The sequence below is a fragment of the Rubrivivax sp. JA1055 genome, assembly GCF_020966565.1.
Lineage (GTDB): Bacteria > Pseudomonadota > Gammaproteobacteria > Burkholderiales > Burkholderiaceae_C > Rubrivivax > Rubrivivax benzoatilyticus.
The window spans coordinates 125356-139615 of record NZ_JAJKFP010000005.1 but is presented as its reverse complement, the minus strand read 5'-3'; the positions used below and the strand labels follow the sequence as shown (position 1 = coordinate 139615).

At 71.7% G+C, this 14260-nt stretch carries 14 protein-coding genes; 9 read left to right on the top strand and 5 right to left on the bottom strand.

Features of this window, described 5'->3' with window-relative positions; genetic code table 11:
- Positions 1 to 28 precede the first annotated feature (28 nt).
- The 4 genes from LOC65_RS07375 to LOC65_RS07360 all read left to right on the top strand — a co-directional run bounded on the left by LOC65_RS07375 (position 29) and on the right by LOC65_RS07360 (position 3501).
- Complete coding sequence (locus LOC65_RS07375; RefSeq protein WP_230247076.1) at positions 29 to 1183, top strand: homoserine O-acetyltransferase; 1155 nt, start codon at positions 29 to 31, stop codon at positions 1181 to 1183.
- Positions 1176 to 1760, top strand: coding sequence for a methionine biosynthesis protein MetW (metW, locus tag LOC65_RS07370; protein ID WP_230247075.1), 585 nt, complete (start codon positions 1176 to 1178; stop codon positions 1758 to 1760). Before LOC65_RS07375 ends, metW begins: the two co-directional genes overlap by 8 nt.
- Before the next feature lie 204 nt (positions 1761 to 1964).
- The gene (locus LOC65_RS07365) at positions 1965 to 2333 is read left to right on the top strand and encodes a VOC family protein (RefSeq protein ID WP_009856180.1); all 369 of its coding nucleotides are present in this window, start codon (positions 1965 to 1967) and stop codon (positions 2331 to 2333) included.
- A complete protein-coding gene (locus LOC65_RS07360; RefSeq protein WP_230247074.1) occupies positions 2299 to 3501 on the top strand; it encodes a CaiB/BaiF CoA-transferase family protein in 1203 nt (400 codons plus the stop codon). The genes LOC65_RS07365 and LOC65_RS07360 overlap by 35 nt, the downstream gene beginning before the upstream one ends.
- 237 nt (positions 3502 to 3738) lie before the next feature.
- Here LOC65_RS07360 and LOC65_RS07355 read toward each other — a convergent pair whose 3' ends face one another.
- Positions 3739 to 4572: an enoyl-CoA hydratase-related protein gene (locus LOC65_RS07355; protein WP_230247073.1), complete on the bottom strand. Its 834-nt coding sequence runs from the start codon at positions 4570 to 4572 to the stop codon at positions 3739 to 3741.
- A 110-nt stretch (positions 4573 to 4682) separates the two neighbouring features.
- Here LOC65_RS07355 and LOC65_RS07350 point away from each other — a divergent pair, with 110 nt between their 5' ends.
- Positions 4683 to 6131 (top strand): M20 family metallopeptidase, encoded by a 1449-nt coding sequence (locus tag LOC65_RS07350; RefSeq protein WP_230247072.1) that lies wholly within the window; start codon positions 4683 to 4685, stop codon positions 6129 to 6131.
- 20 nt (positions 6132 to 6151) lie between these two features.
- Positions 6152 to 7102, top strand: coding sequence for a LysR family transcriptional regulator (locus LOC65_RS07345; protein WP_009856184.1), 951 nt, complete (start codon positions 6152 to 6154; stop codon positions 7100 to 7102).
- 242 nt (positions 7103 to 7344) lie between these two features.
- Here the strand turns inward: LOC65_RS07345 and LOC65_RS07340 are convergent, their stop codons facing one another.
- Positions 7345 to 8409 carry an aminoglycoside phosphotransferase family protein gene (locus tag LOC65_RS07340; protein WP_230247071.1) on the bottom strand — a complete coding sequence of 355 codons (1065 nt, stop codon included), beginning with the start codon at positions 8407 to 8409 and terminating at the stop codon, positions 7345 to 7347.
- An 18-nt stretch (positions 8410 to 8427) separates the two neighbouring features.
- On the opposite strand from LOC65_RS07340, the gene LOC65_RS07335 reads away from it, so the two are divergent.
- From LOC65_RS07335 to rsmA, 3 genes are all read left to right on the top strand, one after another.
- Positions 8428 to 10803 carry an LPS-assembly protein LptD gene (locus tag LOC65_RS07335; protein ID WP_009855813.1) on the top strand — a complete coding sequence of 792 codons (2376 nt, stop codon included), beginning with the start codon at positions 8428 to 8430 and terminating at the stop codon, positions 10801 to 10803.
- Positions 10800 to 12110, top strand: a complete 1311-nt coding sequence (locus LOC65_RS07330) for a peptidylprolyl isomerase (RefSeq protein WP_009855812.1) — start codon at positions 10800 to 10802, stop codon at positions 12108 to 12110. The genes LOC65_RS07335 and LOC65_RS07330 overlap by 4 nt, the downstream gene beginning before the upstream one ends.
- Positions 12111 to 12312: 202 nt before the next feature.
- Positions 12313 to 13077, top strand: coding sequence for a 16S rRNA (adenine(1518)-N(6)/adenine(1519)-N(6))-dimethyltransferase RsmA (gene rsmA / locus LOC65_RS07325; protein ID WP_230247070.1), 765 nt, complete (start codon positions 12313 to 12315; stop codon positions 13075 to 13077).
- 16 nt (positions 13078 to 13093) lie between these two features.
- Here the strand turns inward: rsmA and LOC65_RS07320 are convergent, their stop codons facing one another.
- From LOC65_RS07320 to LOC65_RS07310, 3 genes are read right to left on the bottom strand one after another with little or no spacing between them, the layout of a single operon-like run.
- Entirely contained in the window at positions 13094 to 13291 is a 198-nt protein-coding gene (locus LOC65_RS07320; RefSeq protein ID WP_138938762.1) for a hypothetical protein, read from the bottom strand.
- Entirely contained in the window at positions 13270 to 13665 is a 396-nt protein-coding gene (locus LOC65_RS07315) for a barstar family protein (RefSeq protein WP_009855810.1), read from the bottom strand. Before LOC65_RS07315 ends, LOC65_RS07320 begins: the two co-directional genes overlap by 22 nt.
- A 35-nt stretch (positions 13666 to 13700) precedes the next feature.
- Positions 13701 to 14069 (bottom strand): ribonuclease domain-containing protein, encoded by a 369-nt coding sequence (locus tag LOC65_RS07310; RefSeq protein WP_009855809.1) that lies wholly within the window; start codon positions 14067 to 14069, stop codon positions 13701 to 13703.
- Between the last annotated feature and the right edge of the window lie 191 nt (positions 14070 to 14260).

Genomic DNA, 14260 nt, shown 5'->3' with positions numbered 1-14260 from the left:
CGCTGACGGCGGCGCCGGGTTTTTGCTTATGGCTTCGGTCGGACGCGTCACTCCCCAGACGATGCACTTCGACGAACCGCTGCCGCTGCGCAGCGGTGCGTCGCTCCCCTCCTACTCGCTGGTCTACGAGACCTACGGCACGCTCAACGCCGAGCGCAGCAACGCGGTGCTGGTGTGCCACGCGCTCAACGCCAGCCACCACGTGGCCGGTGTCGACGAGCGTGGCGCCACCGGCTGGTGGGACAACCTCGTCGGCCCCGGCAAGCCGCTGGACACCGAGCGTTTCTTCGTCATCGGCGTCAACAACCCGGGCTCGTGTTTCGGCTCGACCGGGCCGACGCACGTCAACCCGGCCACCGGCAAGGCCTGGGGCGCGGACTTCCCGGTCGTCACCGTCGAGGACTGGGTCGACGCGCAGCTGCGCCTGATCGACCGCCTGGGCATCCCCAAGCTGGCCGCGGTGCTGGGCGGCAGCCTGGGCGGCATGCAGGCGCTGTCCTGGGCGATGCGCCACCCCGAGCGCCTGGAGCACTGCATCGCGGTGGCCACCGCGCCCAACCTGTCGGCGCAGAACATCGCTTTCAACGAGGTCGCGCGCCGGGCGATCGTCACCGACCCCGACTTCCACGGCGGCCACTTCTACGAACACGGCGTCGTGCCCCAGCGCGGCCTGCGCGTGGCGCGCATGATCGGCCACATCACCTACCTGTCCGACGACGCGATGGAGGCCAAGTTCGGCCGCGAACTGCGCGCCGCCGAGCTGGGCTACAGCACGCAGGAGATCGAGTTCCAGATCGAGAGCTACCTGCGCCACCAGGGCGACAAGTTCAGCGCCTACTTCGACGCCAACACCTACCTGCTGATCACGCGCGCACTCGACTACTTCGACCCGGCGCGCGAACACGGTGGCCGGCTCGCCGCGGCCTTCGCGCCGGCACGCGACAAACGGTTCCTCGTCGTCAGCTTCACGACCGACTGGCGCTTCTCGCCGGCGCGTTCGCGCGAGATCGTCAAGGCGCTGGTCGACAACCGCATCGCCGTCAGCTACGCCGAGATCGACGCCCCGCACGGCCACGACGCCTTCCTGCTGGAGGACCCGCGCTACCACCAGGTGATGCGCGCCTACTTCGAGGGCGTCGCCGCGCGCGTCGGCGCCGTGAAGACGGAGGCCGCCCATGTCTGAACGCCGCGACCTGCAGATCATCGGCGACCTCGTGCCGCACGGTGCCCGCGTGCTCGACCTGGGCTGCGGCAACGGCGAGCTGCTGGCCTGGCTGCAGCGCCACAAGGGCTGCACCGGCTACGGCATCGAGATCGATGACGCCAACGTGCTCGCCTGCGTGCAGCGCGGTGTCAACGTCGTGCAGCTCAACCTGGAAGAAGGGCTGGCGCTGTTCGACGACCAGAGCTTCGACGTCGTGTTGCAGATCGAGACCCTGCAGCACCTGCGCAATGCCGAACGCATGCTGCACGAGACGGTGCGCGTCGGCCGCATCGGCATCGTCAGCTTCCCGAACTTCGCCCACTGGCCCAACCGCGTGCGGGTCGTCGGTGGCCGCATGCCGGTGACGCGGGCCCTGCCCTACGAGTGGTACGACACGCCCAACATCCGCGTCGGCACCTATGCCGACTTCGAGGTGCTGGCGCGCAAGAACGGGCTGCAGATCAGCGACGCCTTCGGGCTGCAGGACGGGCGCGTCGTGCGCACGCTGCCGAACCTGCGCGCCAGCGTCGCGGTGTTCAAGTTCCAGCGCGGGTGAGCCGACGCCGGGTGGGGTCAGCGCCGGGTGGGGTCAGGTCCCGCGGGACCTGACCCCGATGCATCCCCGATGCACCCGATGCACCCGATGCACCTGACCCCGATGCACCAGTTCGAGCGCGGTGAGCGGGGGCCGGGTCGGCACGCGCTCCCGGCGCGGCCGGCCGCGCCTAGACTCGGGCACCTTTGGCACGAGGAGCTGGCCGTGATCGGATACGTCACCCTGGGCACCAACGACCTGCCGCGCGCCGCGGCGTATTACGACACGCTGCTCGCCGAGATCGGCGCCAAGCGCATGATGGATTTCGGCCGCGGCTACGCCTGGGGGCGCTCGATGGCGCAGCCGATGCTGGGCGTGATGAAGCCCTTCGACGGCCAGGCCGCCAGCGTCGGCAACGGCGTGATGGTCGCGTTCCAGGTCGACAGCCGCGAGGCCGTCGACCGCGTCTACCGCAAGGCGCTCGAACTCGGCAGTGCCGACGAAGGGGCCGCCGGGCCGCGCGGCGAAGGTTTCTACGCCGGCTACTTCCGCGATCTCGATGGCCACAAGCTCAACGTCTTCTGCATGGGCTGAGCCCGCCGCCGGCGGCCCGCTCGCCGGGCTCAAGGTGCTCGAACTCGGCCAGCTGATCGCCGGGCCGTTTGCCGCCAAGACCCTGGCCGACTTCGGCGCCGAGGTCATCAAGATCGAGCCGCCCGACGGCGGCGACCCGCTGCGCCGCTGGCGGCTGCTGAAGGACGGCACCTCGGTCTGGTGGCAGCTGCAGTCGCGCAACAAACGTTCGGTGGCGCTGGACCTGAAGGACCCCGAGGCCCAGGCCGTGGTGCGCGAGCTGGCGCTCGAAGCCGACGTGCTGATCGAGAACTTCCGCCCCGGCGCGCTGGAAGGTTTCGGCCTCGCGCCCGAGGCGCTGATGGAGGCCAACCCGCGGCTCATCGTGCTGCGTGTCAGCGGCTACGGCCAGACCGGGCCGTACCGCGACAAGCCCGGCTTCGGCGTCGTTGCCGAGGCGATGGGCGGCCTGCGTCACCTGAGCGGCGAACCCGGGCGCGTGCCGGTGCGGGTCGGCGTGTCGATCGGCGACACGCTGGCGGCGCTGCACGGCGTCATCGGCGTGCTGATGGCGCTGCACGAGCGCGGCCAGAGCGGCCGCGGCCAGATCATCGACGTCGCGCTCTACGAGGCGGTGTTCAACTGCATGGAGAGCCTGCTGCCCGAGTACAGCGCCTTCGGCGCCGTGCGTGGCCCGGCCGGCAGCGCCTTGCCGGGCATCGCGCCGAGCAACGCCTACGCCTGCCGCGACGGCCAGGTGCTGGTGGCCGGCAACGGCGACAGCATCTTCCGCCGGCTGATGACGGCCATCGGCCGCGAGGACCTGGCCGCCGATCCGGCACTGGCCGACAACACCGGCCGCGTCGTGCGTGTGCAGGAGATCGACGCCGCGATCGGCGCCTGGACCGCCGGGCGCACGGTCGACGAGGTGCTGGCCGCGCTGGACGCCGCCGCGGTGCCGGTCGGCCGCATCTACACCGCCGCCGACATCGCGCACGACCCGCACTACGCGGCGCGCGAGATGCTGCTGCCGGTGACGCTGGCCGACGGCAGCACGCTGACCGTGCCCGGCATCGTGCCCAAGCTGTCGCGCACGCCGGGCAGCCACCGCCGCAACGCGCCGGCGCTGGGCCAGGACACCGACGAGGTGCTGGCGGCGCTGCGTGCGAAGCGCGAAGCCGAAGGCTAGACGCGCGGCACCGGGGGTAGGGGTCAGGTCTCAACAGACCTGACCCCGTTCTTCCCGAAGGCTAGACGCGCGGCACCGGGGGTAGGGGTCAGGTCTTAACAGACCTGACCCCGTTCGTCCCGTTCTTCCTCGTTCTTCCGTTCGTCCCGCCGCCAACGGCACGCCTGGAGGGGCTCGGGTGGTAGGGGTCAGGTCTCAACAGACCTGACCCCTTTCTTCCCCTGGCCGCATTGCGTCCTAGACCCGCGGGACCGGGGCCAGCGGGTCGAAGCCCGCCGGCTGCTTGCTCTGCCAGGCCTGGATGGCCTGTGCCATCTCGCCGATGTCGAAGATCGCGCTCTGCAGCAGCGCCATCTGCTCCAGCGCGTCGGCCGTCGGGTGGTCGATGGCGTAGTTCAGCGCCAGCTTGCTGCCGGCGATGGCCAGCGGCGACTTGGCGGCGATCTCGGCGGCCAGCGTCATGGCGTGGTCCAGCGTCGCCGCGGCGTCGGGCAGCACGGCGTTGACCAGGCCGACGGCCAGCGCGCGTTCGGCGCCAACCCGCTCGCCGGTGTAGGCCATCTGGCGCGCGACGCCCGGCGGCACGATCTTCGGCAGGCGCTGCAGCACGCCCAGGTCGGCGGCCATGCCGATCTGGATCTCCTGCACGGTGAAGAAGGCGTCGGCCGAGCAGACGCGCAGGTCGCAGGCTGCGGCCAGGTCGAGCGCGCCGCCGATGCAGCCGCCCTGGACCGCGGCGATGACCGGGAAACGCGCCGACTCCAGCACGTCGAAGCAGCGCATCAGCTGGCGCAGCGAGTCCTGGAAGGCCAGCCGCCGGCGCGCGTTGCCGGTGTCCAGCAGCGACAGGTCGCTGGCGAAGACGTCCAGCGCCATGCCGGCGCTGAAGTGCTTGCCGGTCGACGAGATCACCAGCACGCGCGTGCGGCCCTCGGCGTTGAGCGACTCGACGACCTCGCGCAGCGCCGGGAAGAAGGCCGGCGTCATCGTGTTCAGCCGCTCGGGGCGGGCGAGCTGCAGGTGGGCGACGCCGTTATCGGCGAGTTCGAGGCGGAAGAAGTCGGTGGTCATCGGCCCAGGATAGCGGCGGCCCCCGGCGCTGCGAAGCCCGGCTTCCCCTCGGGGCGCGGGGGCGGCCGTCCTACACTGGCGGGATCGCCGAATTGATGCAGGAGCCGCCCATGAACGCCCCCGACCGCCACCTGCCGCTGGCCGACTTCGTCGACCGCGCCTGGGACGAGCGCATCGTGCCCGCCCTCACCGACTACATCGCCGTGCCGGCCAAGAGCCCGATGTTCGACGCCGACTGGCAGGCCCATGGCCACATCGAACGTGTCGTGCAGGATGCCGTGGCCTGGGTCGAGGCGCGCCGCGTGCCGGGCCTGGCGATCGAGATCGTGCGCATCCCCGGGCGCACGCCGGTGATCTTCTTCGAGATCGCGGCCACCGGCGCGGCGAGCGACACGGTGCTGTTCTACGGCCACCTGGACAAGCAGCCCGAGTTCAGCGGCTGGCGCCACGACCTCGGCCCCTGGACGCCGAAGTACGTCGACGGCCTGCTCTACGGCCGCGGCGGCGCCGACGACGGCTACGCGATCTACGCCGCGGTCACCGCGATCGAGGCGCTGAAGGCCCAGGGCACGCCGCACCCGCGCTGCGTCGGCGTCATCGAGACCTGCGAGGAAAGCGGTTCGCACGATCTGCCGGCCTATCTGGACGCCTTGAAGCCGCGCCTCGGCGAAGTCGGCCTCGTCGTCTGCCTGGACAGCGGCGCCGGCAACTACGACCAGCTGTGGCTGACGACCAGCCTGCGCGGCATGGTCAGCGGCGTGCTGAAGGTCGAGATCCTGACCGAGGGCATCCACTCCGGCGACGCCAGCGGCCTGGTGCCGTCGAGCTTCCGCATCCTGCGCCAGGTGCTCGACCGGCTGGAGGACGCCAGGACCGGCCACTTGCTGCCCGGGTTCTTCCACTGCGAGGTGCCGGCGTCGCGTGTCGCCCAGGCCCGGGCCACCGCGGCGATCCTCGGCGACGACGTCTGGAAGCGCATGCCCTGGGTCTGCGGCGCCGACGGCAACCCGGCGCTGCCGACGACCACCGACCCGGTCGAAGGCCTGCTCAACCGCACCTGGCGGCCGACGCTCAGCGTCACCGGCGTCGACGGTTTCCCCGAGCTGAAGAGCGCCGGCAACGTGCTGCGCCCCTACACCGCGTTCAAGCTCAGCCTGCGCCTGCCGCCGCTGGTCGACGGCCACGAGGCCAGCGTGCGGCTGAAGGCGCTGCTGGAAGACAACGCGCCGTACAACGCGCGTGTGAGCTTCGTGCCCGACGGCCGCGCCGGCGCGCTGGGCGCCAGCGGCTGGAACGCGCCCGAGCTGCCGGCGTGGCTGGAAGACGCGCTGAACGCGGCGTCGAACGCGCACTTCGGCGCTCCGGTCGGCTACATCGGCCAGGGCGGCACGATCCCGCTGATGAGCATGCTGCAGGCCGGTTTCCCGAAGGCGCAGATGATGGTCTGCGGCGTGCTGGGCCCGAAGAGCAACGCCCACGGGCCCAACGAGTTCCTGCACGTGCCCTACGCCAAGCGGCTGACGGCCGCGGTGGCGCAGGTGGTCGCTGCCTTCCGCTGAACCCAGGGCCGGGAGCCGCGATGGACCAGCTGCGCGCGATGAAGGTCTTCGTGCGCGTCGTCGACGAAGGCGGCTTCGCGCGTGCGGCGCGGGCGCTGGACATGGCGCCGCCGGTCGTCACGCGGGTCGTCGCCGAGCTCGAGGCGCATCTGGGCGCGCGGCTGCTGAACCGCACGACACGCCGCGTCGCGTTGACCGAGGTCGGCGAGAGCTACCTGGAGCGCGCGCGCCGCATCCTGGCCGACGTCGACGAGGCCGACGCGCTGGCCGGCGAATCGACGCGCGAGCTGAGCGGGCCGCTGCGCCTGCTGTGCCCGTCGGCGCTGGCGGCGCACCAGTTGGTGCGCCACCTGGCGCGCTTCTCGGCCCAGCATCCCAGGCTGTCGATCGATCTGGTGTCGCCCTGCCGTGTCGAGACCGTCGACGAGGACTACGACGTCACGCTGCTGACGCTGCGCGGGCCGATCGACGGCGACTTCGTCGCGCGCCGGCTGGCGCGTTCGGAGGTGCTGCTCTGCGCCGCGCCGGGCTACCTGGCGCGCCACGGCCGGCCGCGCCACCCGCGCGACCTGGCGCGCCACGAGCTGCTGTTCCAGCCGGGTGTGCAGCCGCGCGGGCTGGTGTTCTTCCGCGGCGACGCCGGCGAGGCCGCCGAGACGGTGGTGCCCGAGCAGGCCGGCGCGCTGCACTGCGACGACCTGCAGACCCAGCTCGCCGCCGCCCAGGCCGGGCTGGGCGTCGCCGCGCTGCCGACGCTGATGCTCGACGAGGCGCTGGCTGCCGGCCGTGTCGAGCGTGTGCTGCCGTCGTGGCGCCTGGCGGGGCTGTCGATCTGGGCCGCGATGCCCAGCCGCAAGCACGTGCCGGCGCGCACACGCGCGCTGATCGAGTTCCTGGTGCAGGCCTTCGGCGGCGACGACCGCGACCCCTGGCTGGCCGCCTGCGGCGGCCCGCTGGCGCTGGTGGCCTAGGAGCCTGCGCGGCTTCTGCCGCGCAGGCGCCTGGGCGATGGCTCTACGCACGGCTCCTCGAGTCCCCTCCGAGAGGGTGCTCCAGCTCGTTCGACGGCTCCCTCCAGCCTCCCTCCGCGAGGGAGGCTCCGGTCAGTCCGACGGGTGGGTCTGCGCCTCTCCGGCCATGCCGAGCACCGTCATGCGCTGCCAGTTCGGCGCTATCGCCGGTGCAGGATCCGTCCTGCCGCGAGGATTCCGGGCTAGAACGTGAAGCCGGTCTCGACGCGCCGGCCCGACAGCGGCTGCAGCAGCGGCAGCAGCGGCTTCAGCGGCGCGTAGCGCATCGCGACCCGGGTCGCGTAGTCGAAGAAACGCGGCAGGTCCTCGGCGTAGCGAGGTTTGCCGTCGCGGTGCTTCAGGCGGCAGAAGATGCCCAGCACCTTCAGGTGGCGCTGCAGCCCCATCCATTCGAGCGCGCGCCAGAACTCGCCGAAGTCGTGGCCCATCGTGTCGCCCAGCGGCAGCCCGGCGCGGCGCGCCTGCTCCCACCAGCGCACCGCCCAGTCGATCTCCTGCGCCTCGTCCCAGGACAGGAAGGCGTCGCGCAGCATCGACGCCACGTCGTAGGTGATCGGGCCGCGCACCGCGTCCTGGAAGTCGAGGATGCCGGGGTTGGGCTCGGCGACCATCAGGTTGCGCGGCATCCAGTCGCGGTGCACGGCCACCTGCGGCTGCGCCAGCGCGCTGGCGACGAGCGCATCGCAGACGCGGTTCCAGGCCGCGTGTTCCTTGTCGCCCCAGGTGATGCCGAACTCGCGCTGCACGCACCACTCGGGGAACAGCGCGAGCTCGCGGCGCAGCAGCGCCTCGTCGTACTCGGGCAGCGTCGAGGCGTCGACATGGCCCTGGAACTGCACCAGCGCGCGCAGCGCGTCGCGCATCAGGGCGTCGGCATGGCGGCCCTCGGTGTCGCGCAGCGCGTCCAGGTACAGGCTGCGGCCGAGGTCGGTGAGCAGCAGGAAACCCTGCTCGGCGTCGCACTCCAGCACCTTCGGCGCATTCAGCCCGGCGGCCTCGATCAGGCCGGCGACGTGCACGAAGGGGCGCACGTCCTCCTGCGGCGGCGGCGCGTCCATCACGATCAGGCTGCCGCGGCCGGCGGCCACGCGCAGGTAGCGGCGGAAGCTGGCGTCGGCGGAGGCGGGCGCGAGCGTGGCGCGGTCGATGCGGTGGCGCTCGGCGATGGTGTCGAGCCAGCGCTCGAAGGCGAGTCGGCGGCCCTCGTCGGGCCACGCGACGACGGCGGTGGGCAGGCTGTCGCTCATGGATAATCGATTCTACAAATGCGACTGACACCGCTGGCGCTGGCGGCGGGATTGGCGTTCGTCGGCGCGGGTGTCCGGGCGCAAGCCCCGGATGCCCCGGCCGAAAACGGGCCGCCGTCCCCGCCGCAGCTGATCCCCGACCGCAAGCTCCAGCCCGCGCCCGGCGGCGAGGCGGGCCGTCGCCTGCCGATCGTGCTGCGCGCGAACGAGATCCGCGCCCGCCCCAACCTCGATGCCGTCGCCGAAGGCGACGCCGAGTTCCGCCGCGGCGGCACCGTCATCCAGTCCGACCGCCTGAGCTACGACCAGGCCGAGGACCTGGCCGTCGCGCGCGGCCATGTGCGCATCGAGCGCGAAGGCTCGGTCTACTGGGGCCCCGAGCTGCAGCTGCGCGTGCAGCGCTTCGAGGGCTTCTTCCTCGAGCCCGAGTTCGAGCTGCTGCAGTTCGGCTCCGGCGGCCGTGCCGACCGCATCGACTTTCTCGACAGCTCGCGCGCTCAGCTGAAGAACGCGCTGTACACCAGCTGCCCGCGCGACGGCGGCGCCGAGCCCGCCTGGGTGCTCGAGGCGCGCGAGGTGCGCATGGACTTCGACGCCAACGAAGGTGTCGCCGAAGGCGCCGTGCTGCGTTTCCTCGGCACGCCCATCCTCGCCGGCCCGGAGATCAGCTTCCCGCTGACCGACGAGCGCAAGTCGGGCTGGCTGCCGCCGTCGATCGGCCTGGACAGCCGCAGCGGCCTCGAGCTGACGGTGCCCTACTACTGGAACATCGCGCCGAACCGCGACGCGACGATCGCCCCCTGGCTGTCCACCCGCCGCGGGCTGGGCGTGCAGAGCCAGTTCCGCTACCTCGAGCCTTCGCTCGGCGGCACGCTGGACCTGGACCTGCTGCCCAACGACCGTGTCGCCGGCCGTTCGCGCAGCGCCTGGCACTGGCAGCACGAGGGCCGCCTCGGCAGCTCGGCGACCTATGCCGCCGACCTGCGCCGCGTCTCCGACGACGGCTGGTGGAAGGACTTCCCCGACGCCCGCCGCAGCCTGACGCCGCGCCTGCTCAGCTCGGCCGCCGACGTCGAGCAGCCGCTGCGCCTGGGCGACGCCGAAGGCCTGGCCTACCTGCGCGTGCAGCGCTGGCAGGTGCTGCAGGACAGCGACCAGCGTGTGTTCTCGCCGTACCAGCGCAGCCCGCAGACCGGCGTGCGCCTGGGCGGCAGCGCCGCGGGCCTGGACTACAGCGCCGAGACCGAGTTCAACCGCTTCACGCTGCCTTCCGGCGAGGACGACGGCACGCGCCTGACCGGCGACCGCGTGCACCTGCTGGCGTCGGTGGCCCACCGCTTCGGCGATCCCGGCTGGTGGCTGGAGCCGCGGCTGGCGCTCAACGCCGCCGGCTACCGCACCGACCAGCGCATGGCCGACGGCGACCGCAGCGCCTCGCGCTCGGTGCCGACCTTCAGCCTGGACTTCGGCGTCGAGCTCGAACGCGAGACCTCGGGCTTCGGCCGCGCCTTGCGCCAGACGCTGGAGCCGCGCCTGCTGTACGTGCGCACGCCCTACGAGAAGCAGTCCGACCTGCCGAACTTCGACTCCTTCGGCAAGGACTTCAACTTCCAGTCGATCTATTCGCCCAACGTCTTCTCGGGCGTCGACCGGGTGTCCGACGCCAACCAGCTGACCGCCGGCGTGACCTCGCGTGTCGTCGACGCCGGCAACGGCAAGGAGCTGTTCCGCCTGGGCGTCGTGCAGCGCTACCTGTTCACCGACCAGCGCGTGACCCTCCAGGCCGACGGCACGCCCGACGGCCAGACCTACGACCGCCGCTTCTCCGACGTGCTGCTGCTGGGCTCGACCTCGCTGCTGCCGTCCTGGACGCTGGACGGCACGGTGCAGTACAGCCCGGAGATCTCGCGCACCGTGCGCTCGGTGGTCGGGGCGCGCTACTCGCCCGGGCCGTTCCGCACGATCAGCACCACCTACCGCTTCGCGCGCGGGCTGAGCGAGCAGGTCGAGGTCGGCTGGCAGTGGCCGCTGTGGGGCCGCGTGCCGACCGCGGCCGACCGCGGCGCACGCTCCGGCGTCGCGGCGGCCGCCGGTGCCGGCAGCTGCAGCGGCACCTGGTACGGCGTCGGGCGCTTCAACTACAGCATGCGCGACAGCCGCATCACCGACTCGATCCTCGGCGTCGAGTACGACGCCGGCTGCTGGATCGGGCGCTTCGTCGCCGAGCGGCTGTCCACCGGGCGCAGCGAGGCCACGACCCGGCTGATGTTCCAGCTCGAGCTCGTCGGCCTGTCGCGCCTGGGCTCCAATCCGCTCGGGGTCTTGAAGGACAATATCCCGGGCTACACCCTGCTGCGCGAAGACCGCCGCGACCCCATCTCCTCCGCCGAATGACCGATTCCATCCACGTCTGGCGCCGCGCCGCGCTGGCGCTCGCGCTGTGCGCCGCGGCCCTCGGGGCCTCCGCCCAGCAGCGCGAGCGCAACGGCGACTACATCGTCGCCATCGTCAACCAGGAGGCCGTCACCGCCGCCGAGGTCGAGTCGCGTGTGCAGCGCGTCCTGCAGGCGGCCGCCCGCAGCGGCGCGCAGCCGTCGCTGGAGGTGGTGCGCAAGCGTGTGCTCGACGACCTGATCGAGGAGCGTGCGATCGTCACCTATGCGCGCGACAGCGGCATCCGTGTCGAGGACCCGGAGGTCGACCGCGCGATCCAGAGCGTCGCGGCGCAGAACCAGCTGACGGCCGACCAGCTGCGCGAGCGCCTGCGCGCCGACGGCCTGGACTACGCGCGTTTCCGCGCCAACCTGCGCGACCAGATCCTCATCGAGCGTGTGCGCGAGCGCGAGGTCTACCAGCGCATCCGCGTCACCGACGGCGAGGTCGACCGCTACCTGGCGCAGCAGAACATCGCCACCCAGGCCGACGTCGAGCTCAACATCGCGCAGATCCTGGTCATCGTGCCCGAGGGCGGCGACGAGCAGGTGCTGGCGGCGCGCAAGGCGCGCGCCGAGCAGGCGCTGGCGCGGGTGCGCGGCGGCGAGGACTTCGCCGCGGTCGCGCGCGAGATCTCCGAGGACGCGAACCAGGAGCGTGGCGGCGTCATCGGCCTGCGCCCGTCGGCGCGGCTGCCGGACCTCTTCGTCGAGGCCGTGCGCGACGTGCCGGCCGGCGAGGTCAAGCCCGAGTTGGTGCGCTCCGGCGCCGGCTTCCACGTGCTGAAGGTCGTCGAGCGCAAGGAGACGATGGCCGTGCGCGTGACCCAGACGCACGCCCGGCACATCCTCGTGCGCACGTCCGAGCGGGTGTCGCCCGAGATGGCGGCGCAGCGCCTGGCGGAGTTCCGCCGCCAGATCGTCTCCGGCCAGCGCCGCTTCGAGGACGTCGCGCGCCAGTATTCCGAAGACGGCTCGGCGCCGTCGGGCGGCGACCTCGGCTGGTTCGCGCCCGGCACGATGGTGCCGGAGTTCGAGGAGGCGATGAACCGGCTGCCGATCGAGGGCGTGTCGCCGCCGGTGCGTTCACGCTTCGGCGTGCACCTGATCCAGGTGCTCGAGCGCCGCGACACGGCCGTCGAGGCGCGTCAGGTGCGCGAGCAGGCGCGCAACGTGCTGCGCGAGCGCAAGTTCGACGACGCCTACACCGAGTGGGCCAAGGACCTGCGCGACCGCTCGTACATCGAGTTCCGCGAGCCCCCGGTCTGATGGCCCCCCCCCGTAGCGCCTTCGGCGCGCCTTGCTGGCCGCGCCGGGCCAGTGGCCCGGCCCTTCGGCTGGCGCGGACCGTCCACCGGACGGTCCACGTCCCGCCGAAGCCCCCCCAGGGGGGCGCCGCCACTGGGCCGGCGAAGCCGGACCCACGGCGGCCGCTTGATCGGGTGGCACCGTTGCGGGCTCGTCTCTCGCAATGAAGCACCAGCCGCGCAAGCGTTTCGGCCAGCACTTCCTGGCCGACGACGCGATCATCGACGCCATCGTCGACGCCATCGATCCGCAGCCGGGCGAGGCGATGGTCGAGATCGGCCCGGGCCTGGGCGCGATGACGATGCCGCTGCTCGAGCGCATCGAGCGCCTCACCGTCGTCGAGCTCGATCGCGACCTGGCCGCGCGGCTGCGCCGTGTGAAAGGGCTGGAGGTCGTCGAGGCCGACGTGCTGAAGGTCGACTTCGCCGCGCTGGCGGCGGCCGCCGGGCGGCCGCTGCGGGTCGTCGGCAACCTGCCGTACAACATCTCGACGCCGATCCTGTTCCATCTGCTCGACGCGGTGGAGCACGTCGTCGACCAGCACTTCATGCTGCAGAAGGAGGTCGTCGACCGCATGGCCGCCGGCCCCGGCAGCAAGGACTACGGCCGGCTGTCGGTGATGCTGCAGTGGCGCTACGACATCGAGTCGGTGCTCGACGTCCCGCCCGAGGCCTTCGACCCGCCGCCGCGGGTCGATTCGGCGATCGTGCGCATGCTGCCGCTGCCGGCGCCCGAGGGCGTCGACGCGACGCTGCTCGGCGAGCTGGTGACGGTCGCGTTCTCGCAGCGGCGCAAGCTGCTGCGCCACACGCTCGGACGCTGGATGGAACAACGCGGTGCCGAGGACGGGTTCGACCTCCAGCGCCGCGCCGAAGAAGTGCCGGTGGCGGACTACCTGGCGCTCGCGCGCGCGGTGGCCGCCGGCTGAACGATCGCCGCCGCCCTCAGGCGGCGTTGAGCCAGGCTGCGGTGTCGAACGCGCTGCACATCATCGGCATGTTCATGCCGAAGTTGGGGTTCTGACCGTTCTTCGAGACCGTCTTCGCGGCCGGCTTGGCCGCGGTGGTGTTCTGGGCCGTTTCAGCAGCCCGCTCCCATGACCCGTTATCTTGGGAGCGGGCTACTGAAAAGAATAGAAACACCGGAACGGTATCCGCCGTTCGCCCCAGAAGTCGGCGGCGTCGCGGAAGACGTCGAGCAGCTGCTCGCGCGCCTCGCGGTCGAAACGCGGGTTGTCGGGGATCTGCTCGAGCACGACGACGAAGCCCGGCTGCGGGCCGGCCTTGTGCACCAGGTCGGTCATGCAGTCGTACAGCGCGTCGAGGTTCTTGCCGAAGTGGGCGGGGAACAGGAACGCCTCGGCGATCGCCTCCAGCACCTCCGGCTTGGATTGCGCCGCCGACAGGTTGGCGTAGAGGAAATGCTGGCCGGCGCTGCCGGCGGCCTGCATCAGGTCGTCGACACGGTAGGCCCGTATCGCCTGGACGATGTTGGATCGGACGGTCTGCAACTGCATGGTCGCGTGCCTCCTCGTGGGTTCAGAAATCGGTGTCACCGCGCGCCCGTTTCCGCGATGCGACTGAAGCTCGCGTAGTGGTCGGCGGTGTAGAAACAGGTGTCCGGCGCGGTCGGCTGCTGGCCGCCGCAGACGATGCGGCGGGCGCCTCGGTTGCGCGCGCCCGGGGTCGGCACGGTGTACTCGCGGTAGTAGCCGCGGGCCTTGGCCGGGAGCAAACGTTCGCGATTGAAGAAGACCGTGCCGTCCTTCTGGTACGGGAAGGGGCCGCCAGCGTGGATCAGGCGGTAGGTCTTCTGGGCCTGGGCCGGGAGCTCGTTCAGGGAGACGACGTCGGCCGCTTCGGCCGGGGGCGAACTCGGGCGTGCATGAACCGCTGCGCCGCACGCCAGGCTCGTGGCCACGGCGATCGCGAGAGCCCCTCTGCAAACCGCCTGTCGAAGCGCGCCACTCCTGTCGGCCAGACCGGACCAGAACACGGGTCAACCCTGAAAGAACAAACCGCGATGGTACCGCCCGGACGCGGAAAACTCAAGGTTTTGCCTCAAAAAAAGGCAAGCGGCGCGCGACGTGAGTAGGCGCCCACATGTTGTCC